Annotated in this window: 18 protein-coding genes; 1 reads left to right on the plus strand and 17 read right to left on the minus strand. The window is 67.6% G+C overall.

Features of this window, described 5'->3' with window-relative positions; genetic code table 11:
• Window positions 1-51: 51 nt before the first annotated feature.
• The 17 genes from atpD to FNH04_RS06335 form a co-directional block, all read right to left on the minus strand.
• A complete protein-coding gene (gene atpD, locus FNH04_RS06255; protein WP_152781127.1) occupies window positions 52-1,488 on the minus strand; it encodes a F0F1 ATP synthase subunit beta in 1,437 nt (478 codons plus the stop codon).
• Window positions 1,488-2,405 (minus strand): F0F1 ATP synthase subunit gamma, encoded by a 918-nt coding sequence (locus FNH04_RS06260; protein ID WP_152781129.1) that lies wholly within the window; start codon window positions 2,403-2,405, stop codon window positions 1,488-1,490. Before FNH04_RS06260 ends, atpD begins: the two co-directional genes overlap by 1 nt.
• A 21-nt stretch (window positions 2,406-2,426) precedes the next feature.
• Window positions 2,427-4,034, minus strand: coding sequence for a F0F1 ATP synthase subunit alpha (atpA, locus tag FNH04_RS06265; RefSeq protein WP_152781131.1), 1,608 nt, complete (start codon window positions 4,032-4,034; stop codon window positions 2,427-2,429).
• Window positions 4,035-4,157: 123 nt separating this feature from the next.
• Window positions 4,158-4,973: a F0F1 ATP synthase subunit delta gene (locus FNH04_RS06270; protein WP_152781133.1), complete on the minus strand. Its 816-nt coding sequence runs from the start codon at window positions 4,971-4,973 to the stop codon at window positions 4,158-4,160.
• Window positions 4,970-5,518 carry a F0F1 ATP synthase subunit B gene (locus FNH04_RS06275; protein ID WP_322722652.1) on the minus strand — a complete coding sequence of 183 codons (549 nt, stop codon included), beginning with the start codon at window positions 5,516-5,518 and terminating at the stop codon, window positions 4,970-4,972. Before FNH04_RS06275 ends, FNH04_RS06270 begins: the two co-directional genes overlap by 4 nt.
• 40 nt (window positions 5,519-5,558) lie before the next feature.
• Window positions 5,559-5,792: an ATP synthase F0 subunit C gene (gene atpE / locus FNH04_RS06280; protein ID WP_143636214.1), complete on the minus strand. Its 234-nt coding sequence runs from the start codon at window positions 5,790-5,792 to the stop codon at window positions 5,559-5,561.
• Window positions 5,793-5,869: 77 nt separating this feature from the next.
• On the minus strand, window positions 5,870-6,640 hold the full coding sequence (gene atpB / locus FNH04_RS06285) for a F0F1 ATP synthase subunit A (protein WP_152781168.1): 771 nt from the start codon (window positions 6,638-6,640) through the stop codon (window positions 5,870-5,872).
• A 273-nt stretch (window positions 6,641-6,913) separates the two neighbouring features.
• Window positions 6,914-7,351, minus strand: a complete 438-nt coding sequence (locus FNH04_RS06290) for a hypothetical protein (protein WP_152781135.1) — start codon at window positions 7,349-7,351, stop codon at window positions 6,914-6,916.
• Between the two features lie 295 nt (window positions 7,352-7,646).
• Window positions 7,647-9,017 carry an MraY family glycosyltransferase gene (locus FNH04_RS06295; RefSeq protein ID WP_322722653.1) on the minus strand — a complete coding sequence of 457 codons (1,371 nt, stop codon included), beginning with the start codon at window positions 9,015-9,017 and terminating at the stop codon, window positions 7,647-7,649.
• 185 nt (window positions 9,018-9,202) lie between these two features.
• Window positions 9,203-10,441, minus strand: a complete 1,239-nt coding sequence (locus FNH04_RS06300) for a serine hydroxymethyltransferase (protein WP_152781137.1) — start codon at window positions 10,439-10,441, stop codon at window positions 9,203-9,205.
• Window positions 10,442-10,563: 122 nt separating this feature from the next.
• Window positions 10,564-11,235 carry an arsenate reductase/protein-tyrosine-phosphatase family protein gene (locus FNH04_RS06305; RefSeq protein WP_152781139.1) on the minus strand — a complete coding sequence of 224 codons (672 nt, stop codon included), beginning with the start codon at window positions 11,233-11,235 and terminating at the stop codon, window positions 10,564-10,566.
• Window positions 11,232-11,879 carry an L-threonylcarbamoyladenylate synthase gene (locus FNH04_RS06310; RefSeq protein ID WP_152781141.1) on the minus strand — a complete coding sequence of 216 codons (648 nt, stop codon included), beginning with the start codon at window positions 11,877-11,879 and terminating at the stop codon, window positions 11,232-11,234. The genes FNH04_RS06305 and FNH04_RS06310 overlap by 4 nt, the downstream gene beginning before the upstream one ends.
• Window positions 11,880-11,983: 104 nt before the next feature.
• Entirely contained in the window at window positions 11,984-12,823 is an 840-nt protein-coding gene (prmC, locus tag FNH04_RS06315) for a peptide chain release factor N(5)-glutamine methyltransferase (protein ID WP_322722654.1), read from the minus strand.
• A 150-nt stretch (window positions 12,824-12,973) separates the two neighbouring features.
• Entirely contained in the window at window positions 12,974-14,047 is a 1,074-nt protein-coding gene (gene prfA, locus FNH04_RS06320) for a peptide chain release factor 1 (RefSeq protein WP_152781143.1), read from the minus strand.
• Window positions 14,048-14,206: 159 nt separating this feature from the next.
• Entirely contained in the window at window positions 14,207-14,428 is a 222-nt protein-coding gene (rpmE, locus tag FNH04_RS06325; protein ID WP_152781145.1) for a 50S ribosomal protein L31, read from the minus strand.
• Between the two features lie 295 nt (window positions 14,429-14,723).
• Entirely contained in the window at window positions 14,724-15,863 is a 1,140-nt protein-coding gene (locus FNH04_RS06330; protein WP_152781147.1) for an LCP family protein, read from the minus strand.
• A gap of 158 nt (window positions 15,864-16,021) precedes the next feature.
• Window positions 16,022-17,743 carry a trypsin-like serine protease gene (locus FNH04_RS06335; protein WP_152781174.1) on the minus strand — a complete coding sequence of 574 codons (1,722 nt, stop codon included), beginning with the start codon at window positions 17,741-17,743 and terminating at the stop codon, window positions 16,022-16,024.
• Between the two features lie 833 nt (window positions 17,744-18,576).
• Between FNH04_RS06335 and FNH04_RS06340 the strand changes: the two genes are divergently transcribed.
• A complete protein-coding gene (locus FNH04_RS06340; RefSeq protein WP_152781149.1) occupies window positions 18,577-20,781 on the plus strand; it encodes a hypothetical protein in 2,205 nt (734 codons plus the stop codon).
• The last annotated feature ends 16 nt before the right edge of the window (window positions 20,782-20,797 follow it).

Below are 20,797 nucleotides of genomic sequence, written 5' to 3' on the forward strand. Positions count from 1 at the left end.
ACGCACCCCGTACGAGGTGCACACCCGCCCCTCCCACAGACGAGCACGGGGTCAGGAGACGCCCAGCTCCTTCGCGTTCTTCTTCAGGTCCTCGATACCACCGCACATGAAGAACGCCTGCTCCGGGAAGTGGTCGTACTCACCGTCGATGATCGCGTTGAACGCGGCGATCGACTCGTCCAGCGGCACGTCCGACCCGTCGACGCCGGTGAACTGCTTGGCGACGTGGGTGTTCTGGGACAGGAAGCGCTCCACGCGACGGGCACGGTGGACGACGAGCTTGTCCTCCTCGCCGAGCTCGTCGATACCGAGGATCGCGATGATGTCCTGCAGGTCCTTGTACTTCTGCAGGACGTTCTTCACGCGCATCGCGGCGTTGTAGTGGTCCGCCGCGATGTACCGCGGGTCGAGGATGCGGGACGTCGAGTCCAGCGGGTCCACGGCCGGGTAGATGCCCTTCTCGGAGATCGGACGGGAGAGAACCGTCGTCGCGTCGAGGTGGGCGAAGGTGGTGGCCGGGGCCGGGTCGGTCAGGTCGTCCGCGGGGACGTAGATCGCCTGCATCGAGGTGATCGAGTGACCACGGGTCGAGGTGATGCGCTCCTGGAGGAGACCCATCTCGTCGGCCAGGTTCGGCTGGTAGCCCACCGCGGAGGGCATACGGCCGAGCAGGGTCGACACCTCGGAACCGGCCTGGGTGAAGCGGAAGATGTTGTCGATGAAGAACAGCACGTCCTGCTTCTGCACATCGCGGAAGTACTCCGCCATGGTCAGACCGGCGAGGGCCACGCGCAGACGGGTGCCCGGGGGCTCGTCCATCTGGCCGAAGACCAGCGCGGTCTTGTCGATGACGCCCGACTCGCTCATCTCGTCGATGAGGTCGTTGCCCTCACGGGTGCGCTCACCGACACCGGCGAACACCGACACACCGTCGTGGTTGTTGGCGACGCGGTAGATCATCTCCTGGATGAGCACCGTCTTGCCGACGCCGGCGCCGCCGAACAGACCGATCTTGCCGCCCTTGACGTACGGGGTCAGCAGGTCGATGACCTTGACGCCGGTCTCGAACATCTCGGTCTTCGACTCGAGCTCGTCGAAGTTCGGGGCCTTGCGGTGGATGGTCCAGCGCTCGCCGTCGTACTTCTCGTCGACGTTCAGCACCTCACCGAGGGTGTTGAACACCTTGCCCTTGGTGAAGTCGCCGACCGGGACGGTGATGCCCGTGCCGGTGTCGGTGACGGCGGCCTGGCGGACCAGACCGTCGGTGGGCTGCATGGAGATCGTGCGGACCAGGCCGTCACCCAGGTGCTGGGCGACCTCCAGGGTCAGCGTCTTCTTCTCGCCCTCGTTGGCCGGGTCGCTGACCTCGACGTGCAGGGCGTTGTAGATGTCGGGCATCGCGTCGACGGGGAACTCCACGTCGACGACCGGGCCGATGACCCGGGCGACGCGGCCCGTAGCCGTGGCCGTCTCAACAGTGGTCGTCATTACTTGTCACTCCCCGCGGTCGCGTCGGCCAGGGCTGCGGAGCCACCGACGATCTCGCTGATTTCCTGGGTGATTTCGGCCTGGCGGGCCGCGTTGGCAAGACGGGAGAGCGAGTTGATCAGCTCGCCCGCGTTGTCAGTGGCCGACTTCATCGCACGACGGGTGGCGGCGTGCTTGGAAGCGGCCGACTGGAGCAGCGCGTTGTAGATCCGGCTCTCGACGTAGCGCGGCAGCAGGGCGTCGAGGACGTCCTCCGCCGACGGCTCGAAGTCGTACAGCGGCAGGATCTCGCCCTTGGAGGGTGCCTCCTGCGCGACCTCGTCGAGGCTGAGCGGAAGCAGTCGGGCCTCGAGCGCGTTCTGCGTCATCATCGAGACGAACTCGGTGTAGACGATGTGGAGTTCGTCCACACCGCCGTCCGCCGTCTCCTTCTCGATGGCCTCGATCAGGGGCGCCGCGACCTTCTTCGCGTCCGCGTAACTGGGCTCGTCGGTGAAGCCGGTCCACTGGTCCGTGATCTTGCGCTCACGGAAGTTGTAGTGGGCCACACCGCGCCGGCCGACGATGTACACGTCGACCGCCTTGCCCTCGGCCTCCAGGCGCGCCGTCAACTTCTCCGCCGCCTTGATGGCGTTGGAGTTGAAGGCGCCGGCCAGACCGCGGTCGCTCGTCAGGAGCAGCACCGCGGACCGGGTGACCGTCTCGGCCTGGGTGGTCAGCGGGTGCTTGGTGTTCGAACCGGTGCCGACCGCCGTGACCGCGCGGGTCAGTTCCTGCGCGTACGGAGTGGAGGCCGCCACCTTGCGCTGCGCCTTGACGACGCGCGAGGCGGCGATCATCTCCATCGCCTTGGTGATCTTCTTGGTCGCGGTGACGGATCGGATGCGACGCTTGTAGACCCGGAGCTGGGCTCCCATGAGTCAGGTCCCTTCCTTACGTCACTTGGAGGCGCTGGTCGCCTTCGGGGCGGCCGGAGCCTCTTCGCCGAGCAGCTTGCCGTCCGAGGTCTCGAACTGCTTCTTGAACTCGGCGATCGCGTCGGCGACAGCGGTGAGGGTGTCGTCCGACATCTTGCCGCCCTCCTTGATGGAGGTCATGAGGCCCTGCTCCTTGCGGTGCAGGAACTCGAGGAGCTCCTTCTCGAAGCGGCGGATGTCGGCGACCGGCACCTCGTCCATCTTGCCGGTGGTGCCGGCCCACACGGAGACGACCTGGTCCTCGGTGGACATCGGCTCGTACTGGGCCTGCTTCAGCAGCTCGACCATGCGCTGGCCGCGCTCCAGCTGGGCCTTGGACGCGGCGTCCAGGTCGGAACCGAAGGCGGCGAACGCCTCCAGCTCGCGGAACTGGGCGAGGTCCACGCGCAGACGGCCGGAGACCTGCTTCATCGCCTTGTGCTGGGCGGAACCACCGACTCGGGAGACGGAGATACCGACGTTCAGCGCGGGGCGCTGACCGGCGTTGAACAGGTCCGACTCCAGGAAGCACTGGCCGTCGGTGATGGAGATGACGTTGGTCGGGATGAACGCCGAGACGTCGTTGGCCTTGGTCTCGACGATCGGCAGACCGGTCATCGAGCCCTTGCCCATGTCGTCGGAGAGCTTCGCGCAGCGCTCCAGCAGACGGGAGTGCAGGTAGAAGACGTCACCCGGGTAGGCCTCGCGGCCCGGCGGGCGGCGCAGCAGCAGGGACACGGCGCGGTAGGCGTCGGCCTGCTTCGAGAGGTCGTCGAAGATGATGAGGACGTGCTTGCCCTCGTACATCCACTGCTGACCGATGGCCGAACCGGTGTACGGCGCCAGGTACTTGAAGCCGGCCGGGTCGGACGCCGGGGCGGCGACGATGGTCGTGTACTCGAGCGCGCCGTTCTCCTCCAGCGCGCGGCGGACCGACGCGATGGTCGAGCCCTTCTGGCCGATGGCGACGTAGATGCAGCGGACCTGCTTGTTCACGTCGCCCGTGCGCCAGTTGTCGCGCTGGTTGATGATCGTGTCGACGGCCAGGGCGGTCTTGCCGGTCTGGCGGTCACCGATGATCAGCTGACGCTGACCACGGCCGATCGGGGTCATCGCGTCGACGGCCTTGTAGCCGGTCTCCATCGGCTCGTGCACCGACTTGCGCTGCATGACCGTGGGGGCCTGCAGCTCGAGGGCGCGGCGACCGGTGGTCTCGATCTCGCCGAGGCCGTCGATCGGGTTGCCGAGCGGGTCGACGACGCGGCCGAGGTAGCCCTCGCCCACGGCGACCGACAGGACCTCGCCGGTACGGGTGACCGGCTGACCCTCCTCGATGCCGCTGAACTCACCGAGGACGATGGCGCCGATCTCGCGCTCTTCCAGGTTCAGCGCGAGGCCGAGGGTGCCGTCCTCGAACTTCAGCAGTTCGTTGGCCATGGCCGAGGGAAGACCCTCGACCTTCGCGATGCCGTCGCCGGCAAGGGTGACCGTACCGACCTCCTCGCGCGAGGCCGCGTCCGGCTTGTACGACTGGACGAAGTTCTCCAGCGCGTCCCGGATCTCCTCCGGCCGGATCGTGAGCTCCGCCATCTGGGTTCCCTGCTCTCCTTGTTGGGCCCGAAGTTTCTTTGGGGGATCTGGGGGCTCCCCCCAGAACTTCTGCATCCTCTGCACGGCCCAACTCGGGCCGTAGTACTGCGTATGGAGTTGCTGCTAGCTCGCCAGTCGGCGGCCGGCGTCCTCGAGTCGGTCCGCGATCGAGCCGTTGATGATCTCGTCGCCGACCTGCACCCGGATTCCGCCGAGGACCTCGGGGTCCACGTCGATGTTGAGATGCATCTCGCGGCCGTACAGCTTCGCCAGCGCGGCGCCGAGACGCCGCTTCTGTGTGTCGCTCAGCGGGACCGCCGAGGTGACGACGGCGACCATGCGGTTGCGGCGCTCGGCGGCGAGCTTGGACAGGGACTCGAGTCCCGCCTCCAGGCTACGTCCCCGCGGCGCGGTCACAAGGCGCGTCACCAGACGCTCGGTCGTCACATTGGCGCGACCGCCGAGCAGGGCGCGCAGCAGCTCGCCCTTGGCCGCGGTGCTCGCGGACCGGTTGGTCAGGGCGGATCGCAGCTCGGTGTTCGAGGAGACGATCCGGCCGAACCGGAACAGCTCGTCCTCGACATCGTCGAGCGCGCCCGCCTTCTGGGCCGCGGTGAGGTCGGCCAGGTCGGCCAGTTCCTCCAGCGCGTCCACCAGGTCACGCGACTGCGACCAGCGGGAGCGCACCATGCCGCTCACCAGGTCGGCGGTGGCACCGCTGACCTGGCCGCCGAAGATGCGTCCGGCCAGTTCGGCCTTGGCGTCAGCGGCCTGCGCCGGGTCGGTGAGGACCCGACGCAAGCTGACCTCGCGGTCGAGCAGCGCGGTGACGGCGGCCAGCTCGTCGGCGAGCTGCGCCGCGTCCACGGACGTGGAGTCCGTCAGCGCGTCGAGACGCTCACGTGCGGCTGCCAGGGCCTCGCGGCTCGCTCCGTTCATCGCGTCGCCTCGGCCTTCTCCTCGAGCTCGTCGAGGAAGCGGTCGATGACGCGGCTCTGCCGGGCGTGGTCCTCGAGGGACTCACCGACGAGCTTGCCGGCCAGGTCGGTGGCGAGCTTGCCGACATCCTGGCGCAGCGCGGACGCGGCGGCCTTGCGGTCGGCCTCGATCTGGGAGTGACCGGCGGCGATGATCTCCTCGCGCTGCCGCTGGCCTTCCGCCCGCATCTCGGCGATGAGAGTGGCGCCCTGCTCCTGCGCCTCCTGGCGCAGACGCGCGGCCTCGTGCCGGGCCTCTTGGAGCTGAGCCTTGTACTGCTCGAGCACACTCTGGGCCTCGACCTTCATGGCGTCGGCCTCTTCGATACCGCCTTCGATCGCCGCGCGGCGCTCCTCGAGAACCTTGTTGATGTTCGGGAGCAGCTTCTTCCAGAAGAAGAAGAACACGATGGCGAAGGCGATGGTGCCGACGAGCAGCTCGGGGCCCGGCGGGATGAGCGGGTTCTGCTCCTCCTCGGCCGCCAGCTGTACCAGGTTGGCGATCACATCAGTGCCTTTCGTTGAAAGGTTTGCTCGTCAGGGTTCGTCAGTTGTAGACGAACGGCATGACGATGCCGATGAGGGCGAGCGCCTCACAGAAGGCGAAGCCGAGGATCTGGTTGGCACGGATCAGACCGGCGGCCTCGGGCTGACGGGCCAGGGCCTGGGTGCCGTTGCCGAAGATGATGCCGACGCCGACGCCGGGGCCGATGGCGGCGAGGCCGTAGCCGATGGAACCGATGTTGCCTTCGACAGCGGCGAGGGTCTCAAGGGCAGCCATGCTGATTCTTCCTTCTCTTTCATGGACCGGCGGGGGTTGGCCACCGGACGTTCTGGGGGCTTGTGGAGCGGCGCGGCTCAGTGGTGCTCGGCGAGAGCGCCCTGAATGTACGAGCAGGCGAGGAGGACGAAGACGTACGCCTGGACGGCCTGCACGAAGAGCTCGAAGAGGATCATGACGATGGTCATGACGAACGAGACACCGGCCGCCGGGATCATCCAGCTGTTCAGCAGGTACCACGAGGCGACGGTGAACATGACCAGCATCAGGTGGCCGGCGAACATGTTGGCGAACAGTCGCACCGCGTGCGTGAACGGCCGGACCAGCAGGTTCGAGAAGAACTCGATGACCATCACGAGCGGGAGGACCGCGCCGAGTTCCTTGTCGTAGCCGGTGACGTTCTTGAAGAAGCCGACGAAACCGTGCCGCTTGAAGGTCAGCGAGACCCACACCACGTAGACGATCAGGGCCAGCACCATCGGGTAGGCGATGATCGACGACACCGGGAACTGGGCCAGCGGGATCACGGACCAGATGTTCATGATCCAGATGAAGAAGAACAGCGAGACCATCAGGGGGACGTACTTCTCGCCCTCCTTCTTGCCGAGGGTCTCGTACACGATGCCGCGGCGCACGAAGTCGTAACCGGCCTCGCCGACCATCTGCATCTTGCCCGGGACGACCTTGGCCTTGCCGAAGGCGGCCCAGAAGAAGCTGATGACCAGCAGGGTGGTGATCAGCGCGAGCAGCATCACCTTGTTGAACTCGAACCCGCCGACATCGGCGATCGGCTTGAAGAGGAACGAGTGGAGGCCCGGAGCCGGGAAGCCACAGCCGTTGTCGGACATGATCCGACAGCTCCAGTCAAAGGCGAGCTGGGTCTGGTCAGCACTCACCGCGGGCTCCTTCGGCGTGACGCATGGGTACGGCAACCTCGTTGTGTCGGCGCGGCGCGCAGCCGCGGATCGGCACCGGACTGGTGTTACGGATGTGGGGGCGGCTGGGGGGCATCGAGCCTCGCGATTGAGCAGGCGTCAGCTCAGATGCCCGCGCCCGCGATGCCGCAGTTGGCACCGGACGATAGCAGGACTTCGCACACGCATTTATCCCGGCCCTACTCCTCACGACGAGTGCCCCGATTTTTCGGACTTGGCGCTCGTGGAGGAGTCGGGTTCGACATAAAGAATCTTGGCCTTCATGTGGGCACGCGTCTGCGCGGTGATCCATGCGAGGGTCGTGGCGACGAGCGTGAACGCGAAAGCCTTGGGGTGGAACAGCGTGGTGTTCTTGAACGCCGTCAGGAAGATGAACAGCAGCAGGATCTGCGCCGCGTAGAGCATCAGACCCATCATCTGGAACAGATGCGGAAGCGATTTGGCAGTGCGCTGCAGAACGTAGAGCCCGATTCCCATGAAGAGGACCGTGATCACCGTCGCCACGACGGCACCGATCGCGCCCTTGCCGCCCACGACCACACCGCTGACGACGGCGGCGATCGCGCCGACGGCAGCCGTGGGCACGGCGGCCTGAAGGAGCATTCGGGCGTCATTGGACGGCATGGCGGCAACTCCGCTCAGTAAGGGGGCAGGGTGTCGTCATGGACGAGCGTAGTCCCGGGCGAGAGTGAGAACCTCCGCCAATGGACCGTCGCAGTGCGGTCCTTCGGCTCTATCCCGGGTTCTCGTGAACCGTATCACAAACTATTTGATGAGGTCTTTACCTGCTTGGTGTGCTCGGTGTCACACATGAGAGTGAACCCGCGCGAATGTGCAAAATCCAGGCCCTTTTGTCTGGTATTGGGCGCTTTGCGTTCTGGATGTTGAGTCAAGAGTTAGTCAGATTCTTACCTTCGCGTCAGCGCGAGGTTTCGGCCTTGCGTCCTTCCAGGAGGTGTGGACGGGCGCCCAGGGCGGTGGAGCCGTTGACGCGTGAGGCGCCCGCGGCGACCGGGGTGCGCTGGTCGGCGGGCTGCTGCGGGGCGTCGGTGTCCGTCGTCCCGTACGCGGCCGTCGACACGGCCGGGGCCACGGCGGTGCCCTCGGCGCCCTCCGCCTCCCGGCGACGGCGGTACCGCGGCGGCACGAAGGCCTCGGCCCAGCGCGGGGCGCGCGGTGTGAAGCGGGGCAGCAGGAGCAGCACCAGACCGACGGAGCTGAGCGCCACGACGCCGAGGACGATCCACATCGAGGCCGCGTTGACCGAGTAGGACAGCGCGCCGAAGGCGATCAGCGCCGACCAGAAGTACATGATCAGCACCGACCGGCTGTGCGAGTGGCCGATCTCCAGCAGACGGTGGTGCAGGTGGCCCCGGTCGGCGGCGAACGGGGACTGGCCCCGCCAGGTGCGCCGCACGATGGCGAGCACCAGGTCGGCGGCGGGGATCGCGATGATCGTCAGGGGCATCAGCAGCGGGATGTAGACCGGCACCATCTGGTGCACGGCGATGCGCTCCGAACCGGAGAACAGCTGCATCGCGTCGGGGTCGACCTGACCGGTCACGGAGATCGCGCCGGCCGCCAGCACCAGCCCGATGAGCATCGAGCCGGAGTCCCCCATGAAGATCCGCGCGGGGTGCATGTTGTGCGGCAGGAAGCCCAGGCACATGCCCATCAGGATGGCCGCGAAGAGGGTGGCGGGGGCGGCGGCCTCGATGCCGTAGCTGTACCAGATGCGGTACGCGTACATGAAGAACGCCGCGGCCGCGATGCACACCATGCCGGCGGCCAGACCGTCGAGGCCGTCCACGAAGTTGACCGCGTTGATGGTGATGACGACGAGGGCGACCGTCAGCAGGGTGCCCTGCCACTGGGTCAGCGCGACGTTGCCCAGACCGGGGATGGGCAGCCACAGGATCGTCAGACCCTGCATGACCATCACACCCGCGGCGATCATCTGGCCGCCGAGCTTGATCAGCGCGTCGATCTCGAACTTGTCGTCGAGGACGCCGATGAGCCAGATCAGCGCGGCTCCGGAGAGCAGGGCGCGCGGTTCGTTGGAGTTGTCGAAGACCTCGCTGAGGTTGGTCAGGTGGTCGGCGACGAGCAGTCCCGCGCAGAGCCCGAAGAACATGGCGATGCCGCCGAGCCGGGGCGTGGGTTCCCGGTGCACGTCGCGTGCACGGATCTCCGGCATGGCACCCGCCACGATCGCGAACTTCCGTACCGGCCCTGTCAGCAGGTACGTCACCGCGGCCGTGATGCAGAGTGTCAGCAGGTATTCACGCACGGGCTTCCCCACAGGTCTCGCTGGCCATCTCAGCCCCACACCCTAGCGATGCGCGCATACGGGTAGGGACTTCCGGGTAGCGACGATGGTTGCACGGGTGGCTGTGTCCGGTGGTGCGCCTACCCCACCTCGGCCGGGATACGACGCAAATCTTCCGCCTCATCTCACGCCGTGTCCCCCAGGGCTCACTCCGGGTACGGGGGAAATCTCCCGGCCAGCTCCCGTACTTCTTCACGTGCCCGCTTGCTGTCGACGTCCTCGCGCAGGACCGCGGCGAACAGGGCGGCGATCCGCGCCATCTCCAGCTCACCCATGCCCTGCGTGGTCAGCGCCGCGGTGCCGAGACGCAGGCCGCGGGCGTCTCCGTGGGGCAGGGCGCAGGTGTCGAGGACCATGCCGGCCGCGGCGAGCCTGCCCCGCGCGGTGCGCCCGTCGACGCCGAGCGGCGCGGGGTCGGCGGCCACCAGGTGGGTGTCGGTGCCGCCGGTGGTGACGGCGAGGCCCTGTTCGGCCAGCCCCTCGGCGAGCACGCGCGCGTTGGCGACCACCTGGTGGGCGTACGCCGTGAAGGCCGGGGCCGCCGCCTCGCCGAACGCGACGGCCTTGGCGGCGATGGTGTGCATCTGCGCGCCGCCCTGGGTGAACGGGAAGACGGCCCGGTCGACGCGCTCGGCGAGATCGCTCCCGCAAAGGATCATGCCGCCGCGGGGGCCGCGCAGCACCTTGTGCGTGGTGGCGCAGACGACGTCGGCGTACGGCACGGGAGAGGGCGCCGCTCCCCCGGCGACGAGCCCGATGGGATGGGCGGCGTCGGCGATCAGATACGCCCCGACCTCGTCGGCGACCTCGCGGAAGAAGGCGTAGTCGATATGGCGGGGATAGGAGATGGACCCGCACACGATGGCCTTGGGGCGGCGGGTACGGGCCAGGGTGCGTACCTGTTCGTGGTCGATGAGCCCGGACTCGGCCTCGACGCCGTACCCGACGAAGTCGAACCAGCGCCCCGAGAAGTTCGCGGGCGAGCCGTGGGTGAGGTGCCCGCCGAACGGCAGCCCCATGGCGAGGACGGTGTCCCCGGGCCGCAGCAGCGCGGCGTACACGGCGAGCACCGCGGACGATCCCGAGTGCGCCTGCACATTGGCGTGTTCGGCGCCGAACAGCGCCTTCGCCCGGTCGACGGCGATCCGCTCGGCCATGTCGACGATCTCGCACCCGCCGTGATGGCGCGCCCCGGGGTACCCCTCCGCGTACTTGTTGGTGAGCGGCGACCCGAGCGCGGCCAGCACGGCCGGCGAGGTGAAGTTCTCGGCGGCGATGAGCTGCAGCGTCGTCGACTGCCGGACCGTCTCCCCGATGAGGATCTCGGCGAGCTCCGGGTCCTGACGGCGCAGGACATCCGCTTCCAGCGTGGGTGTGACCGGCATGGTGAGCTCCGGACGTCGGCGGGGCGCTAGGACCAATGTAGGACCGCTCCCCCTGCCACGCCCGGCGTTACGCCCACCCGGCGCCCCTCACGCCCACGCGTGCGCTCGCGAACGGAGCGCCCTCAAGCCCGCGCCGGAACCCCCGTCAACGCCGTGACCACCGGATCCAACGCCTGATGTATCTCATCCCCCACCGACCGGAAGAACGGCAACGGCGCCCCGTACGGGTCATACACCTCGTCCGCCTCCGCCGTCGGCGCCAGAAGCCACCCGCGTAGAGCCGCCGCAGCACGCACCAACGCACGCGCGCGTTCGACCACGCCGTCCTCCAGGGGAGGGAGGGTCGTGGGGTCTATGGCGCGGACGAGGCGGGTGAATTCCTTGAGGGTGAAGGTGCGCAGGCCCGCCGAGTGGCCCATGGAGATGACCTGGGCCCGGTGGTCGCGGGTGGCCGTCAGCACCAGGTCGGCGAGGATCACGTGCTCGTCCAGCAGCTCGCGGCCCACGAAGCCGGAGGCGTCCGCGCCGAAGTCCGCGAGGACCGCCTCGGCGTTGGCCTCCATGGGCGCGCCCTCGTGGCCCCAGGTCCCGGCGCTCTCCACGATGAGGCCGCCCCACAGCGGGTCGCCGAGCCGGTCCGCCAGGGCATGCCGGGTCAGCCGCTCGGTGATCGGCGAGCGGCAGACGTTGCCGGTGCTGACGTGGAGGATGCGGAAGGTGTCCCGGGGAAGCCCCACGAAGGTCCCCGTCTCGTCCCCGTTGCGTATGCCACGCCCCGCGTCAGGGGCCGTCAATTCGCCACCTCGAGGTCGGGTACGACCTTGCGGAGCTCCTCCGCCGACAGCGCGCCCGCGCGCAGCAGCACCGGCACCTTGCCCGTGACGTCGACGATCGAGGACGGCACGTTGCCGGGGGTCGGGCCGCCGTCCAGGTAGACGGAGATCGAGTCGCCGAGCATCTCCTGCGCGGCGTCACAGTCCTCCGGGGCCGGGTGGCCCGTGAGGTTGGCCGACGACACCGCCATGGGGCCGACGTCGGTGAGCAGTTCGATGGCGACCGGGTGCAGTGGCATGCGCACGGCAACCGTGCCACGGGTGTCCCCCAGGTCCCACTGGAGCGACGGCTGGTGCTTGGCGACAAGTGTCAGCGCGCCCGGCCAGAACGCGTCGACCAGCTCCCACGCCATCTCGGAGAAGTCCGTGACCAGGCCGTGCAGCGTGTTCGGGGAGCCGATGAGAACGGGCGTGGGCATGTTGCGGCCCCGGCCCTTGGCCTCCAGCAGATCCGCCACGGCCTCCGAGGAGAACGCGTCGGCGCCCACGCCGTACACCGTGTCGGTGGGGAGGACCACCAGCTCGCCACGCCGGACGGCGGACGCGGCCTCACGCAGACCCGTCGCGCGGTCGGTCGCGTCGTTGGTGTCGTATCGCCGTGCCATTTAGCGAGCCTCCTCGTACACGGAGTACACGTCGTACGCCTCGTACACGTCGTACCCGTACTGCTGCTGGTCTGGGATTCTGAACGTCCTGGACGCGCGCGTCGTCACGGCAGTGCCTTGCGGGCCGTCGCGAACCGCGGGCGGTTGTTGAGGTCCGGGTGGTCGGCCGCGTCGGCCCAGCCCCGCTCCTCGGTGAAGATCCACGGCACCTGGCCGCCCTGGGTGTCGGCGTGCTCGACGACGACGACACCGCCGGGGCGGAGCAGACGGTGTGCGGTGCGCTCCAGGCCGCGGATCAGATCGAGGCCGTCCTCCCCCGAGAACAGGGCCATCTCGGGATCGTGGTCCCGCGCCTCCGGTGCCACGTACTCCCACTCGGTGAGCGGGATGTACGGCGGGTTGGAGATCACGAGATCGACCTGGCCGTCGAGGTCCGGGAACGCTGTGCGGGCGTCTCCCTGGCGCAGGTCGACCCTGGACCCCGCCATGTTCTTGCGGGTCCACCGGAGCGCGTCCTCGGACAGCTCCACGGCGTGCACGCGGGAGCGCGGCACCTCCTGCGCCAGGGCGAGCGCGATGGCGCCGGAGCCGGTGCACAGATCGACGATGAGCGGCTCGACGACGTCCATGGCCCGTACGGCGTCTATGGCCCACCCGACGACCGACTCGGTCTCCGGCCGCGGCACGAAGACACCCGGCCCGACCTGCAGTTCGAGATACCGGAAGTACGCCCGCCCGGTGATGTGCTGCAACGGCTCGCGCGCCTCGCGGCGGGCGATGACCTCCCAGTACCGGGCGTCGAAGTCGGAGTCCTTCACGGTGTGCAGCTGGCCCCGCTTGACGCCGTGCACGAACGCGGCGAGCTCCTCGGCGTCATTGCGCGGCGAGGGCACACCGGCGTCGGCCAGCCGCTGGGTGGCCTGGGCCACTTCCGCGAGCAGCACGCTGCGGGGGTTTGGGGGTCGCTCCCCAAAATTTTGCTGCACGCTGGTCCTCCGGGGCTGAGCAGTTGTCTCGTCGTACAGCTTCGTACAGGTTCGTACGGCTTCGTACAGCTGAGGGCGGCTGTCGCCGCCGCGTACGGTCCTAGGACCTTACGCGGCGGCGAGCTTCGCGGCCGAGTCCGCGTCGACACACGCCTGGATCACCGCGTCGAGATCGCCGTCCAGGACCTGGTCCAGGTTGTACGCCTTGAAGCCGACACGGTGGTCCGAGAGGCGGTTCTCCGGGAAGTTGTACGTACGGATCTTCTCGGAGCGGTCGACGGTACGGACCTGGCTGCGGCGGGCGTCGGCGGCCTCCTTCTCCGCCTCCTCCTGCGCAGCCGCGAGCAGCCTGGAGCGCAGGATACGCATCGCCTGCTCCTTGTTCTGCAGCTGGCTCTTCTCGTTCTGGCAGGAGGCGACCACTCCGGTGGGGAGGTGCGTGATGCGCACCGCGGAGTCGGTCGTGTTGACGGACTGGCCGCCGGGGCCCGAGGACCGGTACACGTCGATCCTCAGATCGTTCGGGTTGATCTCGACATCGATCTCCTCGGCCTCGGGCGTGACGAGCACACCGGCCGCGGAGGTGTGGATACGGCCCTGGGACTCGGTCGCGGGCACGCGCTGCACACGGTGGACGCCGCCCTCGTACTTCAGCCGCGCCCACACGCCCTGGCCGGGCTCGGGCGCCTGACCGCCCTTGGTCTTCACGGCTACCTGGACGTCCTTGTAGCCGCCCAGCTCGGACTCGGTGGAGTCGATGATCTCGGTCTTCCAGCCGACGCGCTCGGCGTACCGCAGATACATGCGCAGCAGATCACCGGCGAACAGCGCCGACTCGTCGCCGCCCGCGCCCGCCTTGATCTCGAGGATGACGTCCTTGTCGTCGCTGGGGTCGCGCGGGATCAGCAGGAAGCGGAGCTTCTCCGTCAGCTCCTCGCGCAGCTTCTCCAGTTCCTTGACCTCGGCGACGAAGTCCGGGTCGTCGGCGGCGAGTTCCCGCGCGGTGTCGATGTCGTCGCCGGTCGCCTTCCAGAAGCGGTACGTGGCGACGATCGGACTCAGCTCGGCGTAACGCTTGTTCAGCTTGCGCGCGTTGGCCTGGTCCGCGTGGACCGACGGATCGGCGAGCTTCTTCTCCAGGTCGGCGTGCTCCCCGACCAGTTCCTCGACCGCCTCGAACATCTCCGGCTCCCTGGGCTGTCCCCCGCTCCCATGATGAGCCCGGGGACGTACGTACGACGAAATATGTGAGCTGCGCCGGCTCCCAAGGGGGCCGTACCGCAAAACGCCGGTCCCGGAACCCCCGAGTGGGGGCATCCGCGGACCGGCGCTGTGGGCTCGCTACTTCTTGGCAGCGGCGGCCTTGCCGAAGCGGGCCTCGAAGCGGGCCACGCGGCCACCGGTGTCGAGGATCTTCTGCTTGCCCGTGTAGAACGGGTGGCACTCGGAGCAGACCTCGGCACGGATGGTGCCGGCGGTGATCGTGCTACGGGTGGTGAACGACGCGCCGCAGGTGCAGCTGACCTGCGTCTCGACGTACTCGGGGTGGATGTCGCGCTTCAAGGTGTCTCCTAGATTCGGGAGGGCGCCGGGTCGCTTCCGCGGGGTGCGGGAGCGTGAACCGGAGCCAGCGGTCCAGTCTGCCAGGACTGGGTCCATCCTCCCAAACCGGGGGGCTCGGTCGTCTATTCCCGGTCGGTCGGTGGGTGGGTCGCGGTCGGGGTCGCCGCTTGGTCACCGTGGGCGTCCGCGGGTCGAATGTGGCTGGTCGCGCCCACGCGGCGGAAGCGCACATCGATACAGCCCAGCGCCCCTGAAAACCTGGGATCGCCCCCGAGTTCCCAGCGCCCCCGAAAGCTCAGGACGACGTGACCACGCCGTCCGCCTCTCCGGCCGCCGTGTCCTTCGTTGCCGACTTCGGGATCGGCCTGTCCTCCCTGAGGGCCTTCCAGACCTGTTGGGACTTCGTCTCGTCCACGAGGACCCGGTTGCCGTCGGCGGGGTCGTAGCGGACCGGCATCGTGACCATGTTCATGTTCGAGGGGCTGATGCCCTTGAGGCCGCTCGCGAACGACGTCAGCCTGGTGACCGAGGCGAGGTCGGAGTCGGTGGTGACCGTCCTGGTGACCGTTTCGGCGAGGTCGTACAGCTTCTTGGGGTCGGTCAGGACGCCGAGGTCCTTCACCTGGGAGACCAGAGCCTTGATGAACGCCTGCTGAAGCTGGATACGGCCGAGGTCCGAGCCGTCGCCGACGCCGTGCCGGGTGCGGACGAGGCCGAGGGCCTTGTCGCCGCTGAGGGTGTGGGTGCCGGCCTTCAGCTCGAGATGGCTGTCCGGGTCGTCGATGTCCTTGGTCGTGGTGACCTCGACCCCGCCGAGTTCGTCGATCAGCTTCTTGAAGCCGGCGAAGTCGACCTCGACGTAGTGGTCCATGCGGATGCCGGTCATGGACTCGACGGTCTTGACCGCGCAGGCCGCGCCGCCGGTGGAGTACGCGGAGTTGAACATGGCCTTCTTCGCGGCGGGATACGTCCTGCCCTTCGCGTCGGTGCACTCGGGCCGCTCGACGAGGGTGTCACGCGGTATCGAGACCACGCTGGCCTTCTTGTGACCTTCGTACACGTGCACGATCATCGCCGTGTCCGAGCGGGCGCTGCCGTCGTCGGTGCCGCCGCCCAGCTTCTTGTTGCTCCCGGCGCGGGTGTCGGAGCCGAGGACGAGGATGTCCTGCGAACCGTTGTCGACGTTCTCGGGCCGTTCGGCGCCGAGGACCTGGTTGATGTCGACGCTCTTGATGTTGCCGTTGAGCTTGAAGTACAGGTAGCCGAAGCCCGTACCGCCGAGCACGAGGATGCCCGCGGCGGTCCAGGCCGTGACAAGGAGCCCCTTGCCCCGCCTGCTCCGGGGCTTGCGGCGCCGGCCCGTCGCACGGTGGCGCGGGCCCTTGGTGCCGGTCTTCCCCCGGTTTCCGGGGTCCTGCGTGCTGTCGGCGGACATGGGCTCCTCGGTCCTGTCTCCTGCGGTCGGTTACCCCCTGCTGTCAGGCTCAGGCCTGGCCGGAGAAAGCGTTGCACACGGCACTGTGCCCACCGCGTGAACGCGATGGGCACAGTGTGTGATCGACCGTAGCGGTGAGCAGTCGCTCACCTGCGGTTTCAGCCGAAGAGGTCGTACTGGTCGTAACCGGTACCGATGGAGATCCTTGTGGCGAAGATCTCGCTCGTGGCCTTGCCGGTGCCCTTGTACAGGTAGAGCGTGCCGCCCTTCGTACGGGCCAGGAAGTCGGCCTTGCCGTCGCCGGTCACGTCGCCCGGGGCCACGAAGGCGTTGTAGCTGCTCCAGTTGCGGACCTTGACCCGGCTGGAGAAGGCGCCCGTGCCGGCCTTGCCGGTGCCCTTGTAGAGGTAGATGTCCGAGGTGCTGCTCTTGCGGACGATCAGGTCGGCCTTGCCGTCACCGGTGAAGTCGCCGTGGCCGCGCACCGAGTTGTACTGGCTCCAGCCGGAGCCGACCTTGACGCGGGTCGAGAAGGAGCCGTTGCCCTTGCCCGGGTAGATCCACAGAACACCGGCGGAGTCGACCGAGAGCAGGTCGGGCAGGGCGTCACCGGTGACATCGCCGGGAGTGACGATCCGCTTGCGGCTCTTCCAGTTGTCGAAGATCTGCTTGTTGGCCCAGGAGTCCGTCGCGGGCACGTAGTGCATCCAGAAGACATCGCCGTCGGAGCTGCGGCGGACCACGAAGTCCTGGTAGCCGTCCCGGTTGAGGTCGGTCTGCAGGACGACGTTGAGGCCCGCCCAGGAGCCCCACGACTCGCGCGCGGTGAACGAGGTGCCCTTGGACTCCTTCACGTAGCCGACGTTCGTGGAGTCCTTGCGCAGGAACAGGTCCGCCTTGCCGTCACCGCTGATGTCGGTGTCGTCCACGCGCGGGTAGGTCACGCCGACGTACGTGCTGACCTTGCTGAACACGCTGTACGCGCCCGCGGCCACGCAGTCCTCGACGCCCCAGGACACCACGCCGACGACGCGGTTGTTCACGACGAGCGGGCCGCCGGAGTCGCCGTTGCAGGCCGAGTTGGTCCCCTCGTCACTGCCGGTCGCCGGCTCGCCCGCGCAGACCATGTGGCCCTTGATGAACCAGCCGGGAAGGAACGCGTCCGCGCAGGTGGCGTCTGTCCGGACGGGCAGCGTCGCCGTCTTCAGCGTGTCGGAGATGTCGTCGCTGGTGGAGCTGGTGCGGCCCCAGCCGTAGACCTTGGCCTGGGTGCCCTCCGCGTACGACGCCGTGTCCCCGGACGTCGTCATCTTGATGGGCGTGGCCTTGACGGGGTTCGGCAGGGTGAGGACCGCGATGTCGTTGTCGATCGTGTCCTCGTCGTACGACGGGTGGTCCCACTGGCGCCAGACACCGGAGAGGGTGCCACCATGGAAGTCGGTGCTCGTGGACCCGTCGTCGTTCGTGACGGTGGTGGGCAACTGCGAGGTGCCGGTGATGACCGTGCCGTTCGCGTGCCAGTCGTACCCGTCGACGCAGTGCGCGGCGGTGAGGATCTTCGTCGGCGCGATCACGGCACCGCCGCAGAAGAAGCCGAGGTCCTGGTCCTCGTCGTAGTACCAGAGCTGGGCCATCCACGGCGCCGAGGTGATGGTGGTCTCGCTGCCACCGATGATCTTCGCGTCGATCGGCGAGTCGCTCGACGACGTGCTCGTCCCGGAGCTCAGTGACGCCCTCTTCTGCGCCGTCTCCCCGGCGGTGTCGTCACTGGCGACCGCGCCCGCGACGCGCTCGGTGAGCTCGTCGAGCGAGGGCGCGCTGGTGTTCGGCTTGGCGGTCGGTGTCGGCAGCGCGGTGGCGGCGTCCGCGGACGACATCATCAGCGCCCCCGCGACGGCCGCGGCGACCGCGGCCGCACCCACGGGCAGCCCGATCCGTATCCGGCGTCTGTGACGGCCGTTTCCGGACAGCGGTGTACCCACTCAAGTCCCCCCTGAGTATCAAGAGTTGATACGTCGGGGACTCACCGAACGGAACATCGGGCGACACGTCCCTCGACGCAACACGAAGAACGTGATCGTACACCTGTCCCATACGCCACCGCGCACGCCTTCATCCGACGGCCACCGGCGCCTCACTTCCACGACGTCGAGGGCCACCCCATGAAGGGAACGGCCCTCGATACCGTGTTCCGTAAGGGTGCTGAAGGGTGATGTGGCTGGAGAAGGTAGCGCTGCAGGACTTGCCGGTCCCGCTGACGTCTCCAGCCCGGTCCAGGTGCGGCCGATCACGTCCGTGAAGCCCTCTGGGGTGAACTCATCCTTGCCCACCAGACCAGATGCGTGCAGGACCCATGTCGCGGGGTTGTACACCGAAGGTGCTGCTGGGATGCGAGAAGATGCGAAGCCGTTGCCGACCGACAGCGCTACCGAACTCCTCCAGCAGCTCAACCGAGCACACGCAACAAGGATCGGCCGCTCACAGGGCAGAGATGATCCTCAGATCTGCCTCAATTCTTCACACTTACAACACCAGGGCGAATACCTTCTGCCAAGCGGTTCACGGGCGCCAGTTGACCAAAGCGCCTCCGCCGCTCGCTTTTCACACCACGTGTGCACCTCTGCGTTCCTACTGCGCACGCCTTTCAGGGGGTTCAACTGTCGTGAAACACACGCCCAGCAGACCGAGAGCCGGGACAGTCCGCACCCTATGCGTGACCGCCCTCCTCGCTGGAGCACTCACCGCGCCTGCCGTCTCCATCCCGCCCGAGGCTCATGCGGCAGAAGCGTGCCCTTCAAGCGTCGCGACCTATGTCCTCGAAGGCGGCCCGGGCGTCGTCAATCCGGCCAAGCCGCGAACACTGCGCAAGTACTTGGACTGGGGCCCCAAGGACGGCGACGCCGACGGCACCATCTTCGACACCGGACACACCGCGCCCGTTCCAGGTACCAGCCGCATCTTCACGGCGGGCAACGGCGTCATCTACGAGATCACTGCGAGCGGCACACTCAAGTCGTACACCGACGAGACGGCCACCGGCGGCTCTCTGCTGACGCCCGCGCGGACGTACGGGACGGGATGGGGCTCGTCCAAGAAGGTCTGGGCCTCCGGAAGCCTCCTCTTCGCCCAGGCCGAGAACGGGGAGATCACCGTCTACAAGCAGTCCGACCCCGCCACCGGTTCGGGCACGATCTCGTCGATGGCGTCCAAGATCCCTGCGGACCATGCTGCGGCCGTCGCGATCAAAAACGCGGACGACGTCTGGATGGCCGACTCCAAGGTCTACGTCCTTACGGACGGGGAGATCAGCACGTTGAGGTATTTCGGGGCAGCCACAGGGCAGTCCGTCCACCCCAGGCTGACCCCCCCAACTGTGGTGGCCACAGGGCTGACCGATGCGGTGCAGGCTTGGAGCCCGGGCCCAGGCACCGTACACACGCACACAGGTAGCAAGGACCACTCCGGCACAATCAAGGGGTACACCGGCACCACAGCACTGACACTGGCCAACGACGAGATCCGCACTGGGATCTACGGCCAGATCTTCGCCGACACCGCCACATGTCTGGCGGACATGGCGCCTGGTAGCCCCTACTTCGGTACTCGCCCGGACGACTCCGAAGTGCCCGAAGCCACACCGGAGCCCGAATCCGACCCGAGTCCGACCGGCGCCAAAACGGTCAGCGGCCGGTTCACTCGAGGCGACGGACATCCGGTTGCGGGTCTGGAGGTGGTCATCGAGGCGAGTGACGTCCTTCCCGAAGAGGAGGGAGCAACCGCCGACCTGCCCACCCTGGGGAAGACCACCACCGCTGCGGATGGCTCGTGGTCGCTCACCCTCCCCAACACCCTTCCCGCCGAGGTCCAGGAAGCCGTGGATGCCAACGGCGGCGCCGTCAATGTGACCGCCACCGCCACCGGCGTGACCTCCAACGGCGTGATCATGCAAGCATCCGACAATTTGACCGCAGCATCGGAATCGGCGACGAGTGCGGCCCGCATGGCCATCGCCGATTTTGCGGCCGAGGAAGAGGGCCACTCGGTCGCTCTGCTGCCGCAGGCGCCTGATGGCCTGGAGGAAGCCGAGCCGACCGCACAAGCTGTTGCTCAGAGCTGGGCTTCGGCCCAGGATCAGTCATCCGTGGACACCCTCGGCGACGCCCCGCTTCCAGAGTGGCAGAGCCAGACCGGGGCTCCACCCGTCGGCTACAACCCGTACATCGTGGACGGTACGGACGTCAGCAGCATGAAGATCACCCCGTATATGGGTGGCTGTGAGAGATGGACCAAGACGCTCAAGAAGTACATCCGGTACACGACGGTGGCTGAGGGCCATGCCAACTGGGATGCGTATGCATCGGTGGACTACGACGAGAAGTTGTCGACGAACGTCGAAGTGGCTGTTTCCACCCCCGGTGGCTGGAAGATCCAGGGCTCAGTGAACTTGGGATCATCCACGGGCCAATCCTCCGGGTACACCAAAAAAGGACCGTACTTCGCCAAGCAGTGGAAGGTTCCGATCAAGTACAAGAAGATCAAGAAGTACACGAAGTGCGGCGGGAGGACAGCGTCCCACAAGGAGATCAGGGCTGGTAGGTACACGGTTCCGGCAGGCGGAGCAACAGGCAAGTACGGTAAGGACGTCAGATACAAGGACGGCGCCGGCGGGTACTACCAGTCGCCCAAGCGGAATCGGGCCTACATCAAGCCCGGTGCATACTTCCAGCTCTCAAAGGGGCGCAGCGTCAAGTGGTCCGCCGCTGTGACAGTTGAGGGCATAGCGCTCGGCGCTTCGACCCAGCTCGACCGAGAGCACAAACAACGCATCACCGCTGGAGAGCGCACGGTCGCCCGGCATGACATCTGGGGTGCGAACGGACCAGTATCGGGGAAGCCCGGTGTCCTCTACTCCTACTAGGCTCGCGGCAACCGCG

It is taken from the genome of Streptomyces phyllanthi, from assembly GCF_009377205.1.
In the GTDB taxonomy this organism is placed as follows: Bacteria; Actinomycetota; Actinomycetes; order Streptomycetales; family Streptomycetaceae; genus Streptomyces; species Streptomyces phyllanthi.

Excerpts from the sequence above, each read along its gene's own strand:
- atpD (WP_152781127.1), bottom strand. The coding sequence starts at position 1,488 with ATGACGACCACTGTTGAGACGGCCACGGCTACGGGCCGCGTCGCCCGG.
- FNH04_RS06260 (WP_152781129.1), bottom strand. The coding sequence starts at position 2,405 with ATGGGAGCCCAGCTCCGGGTCTACAAGCGTCGCATCCGATCCGTCACC.
- atpA (WP_152781131.1), bottom strand. The coding sequence starts at position 4,034 with ATGGCGGAGCTCACGATCCGGCCGGAGGAGATCCGGGACGCGCTGGAG.
- FNH04_RS06270 (WP_152781133.1), bottom strand. The coding sequence starts at position 4,973 with ATGAACGGAGCGAGCCGCGAGGCCCTGGCAGCCGCACGTGAGCGTCTC.
- atpE (WP_143636214.1), bottom strand. The coding sequence starts at position 5,792 with ATGGCTGCCCTTGAGACCCTCGCCGCTGTCGAAGGCAACATCGGTTCC.
- atpB (WP_152781168.1), bottom strand. The coding sequence starts at position 6,640 with ATGTCCGACAACGGCTGTGGCTTCCCGGCTCCGGGCCTCCACTCGTTC.
- FNH04_RS06290 (WP_152781135.1), bottom strand. The coding sequence starts at position 7,351 with ATGCCGTCCAATGACGCCCGAATGCTCCTTCAGGCCGCCGTGCCCACG.
- FNH04_RS06300 (WP_152781137.1), bottom strand. The coding sequence starts at position 10,441 with ATGCCGGTCACACCCACGCTGGAAGCGGATGTCCTGCGCCGTCAGGAC.
- FNH04_RS06310 (WP_152781141.1), bottom strand. The coding sequence starts at position 11,879 with ATGGCACGGCGATACGACACCAACGACGCGACCGACCGCGCGACGGGT.
- prfA (WP_152781143.1), bottom strand. The coding sequence starts at position 14,047 with ATGTTCGAGGCGGTCGAGGAACTGGTCGGGGAGCACGCCGACCTGGAG.
- FNH04_RS06330 (WP_152781147.1), bottom strand. The coding sequence starts at position 15,863 with ATGTCCGCCGACAGCACGCAGGACCCCGGAAACCGGGGGAAGACCGGC.
- FNH04_RS06335 (WP_152781174.1), bottom strand. The coding sequence starts at position 17,743 with ATGATGTCGTCCGCGGACGCCGCCACCGCGCTGCCGACACCGACCGCC.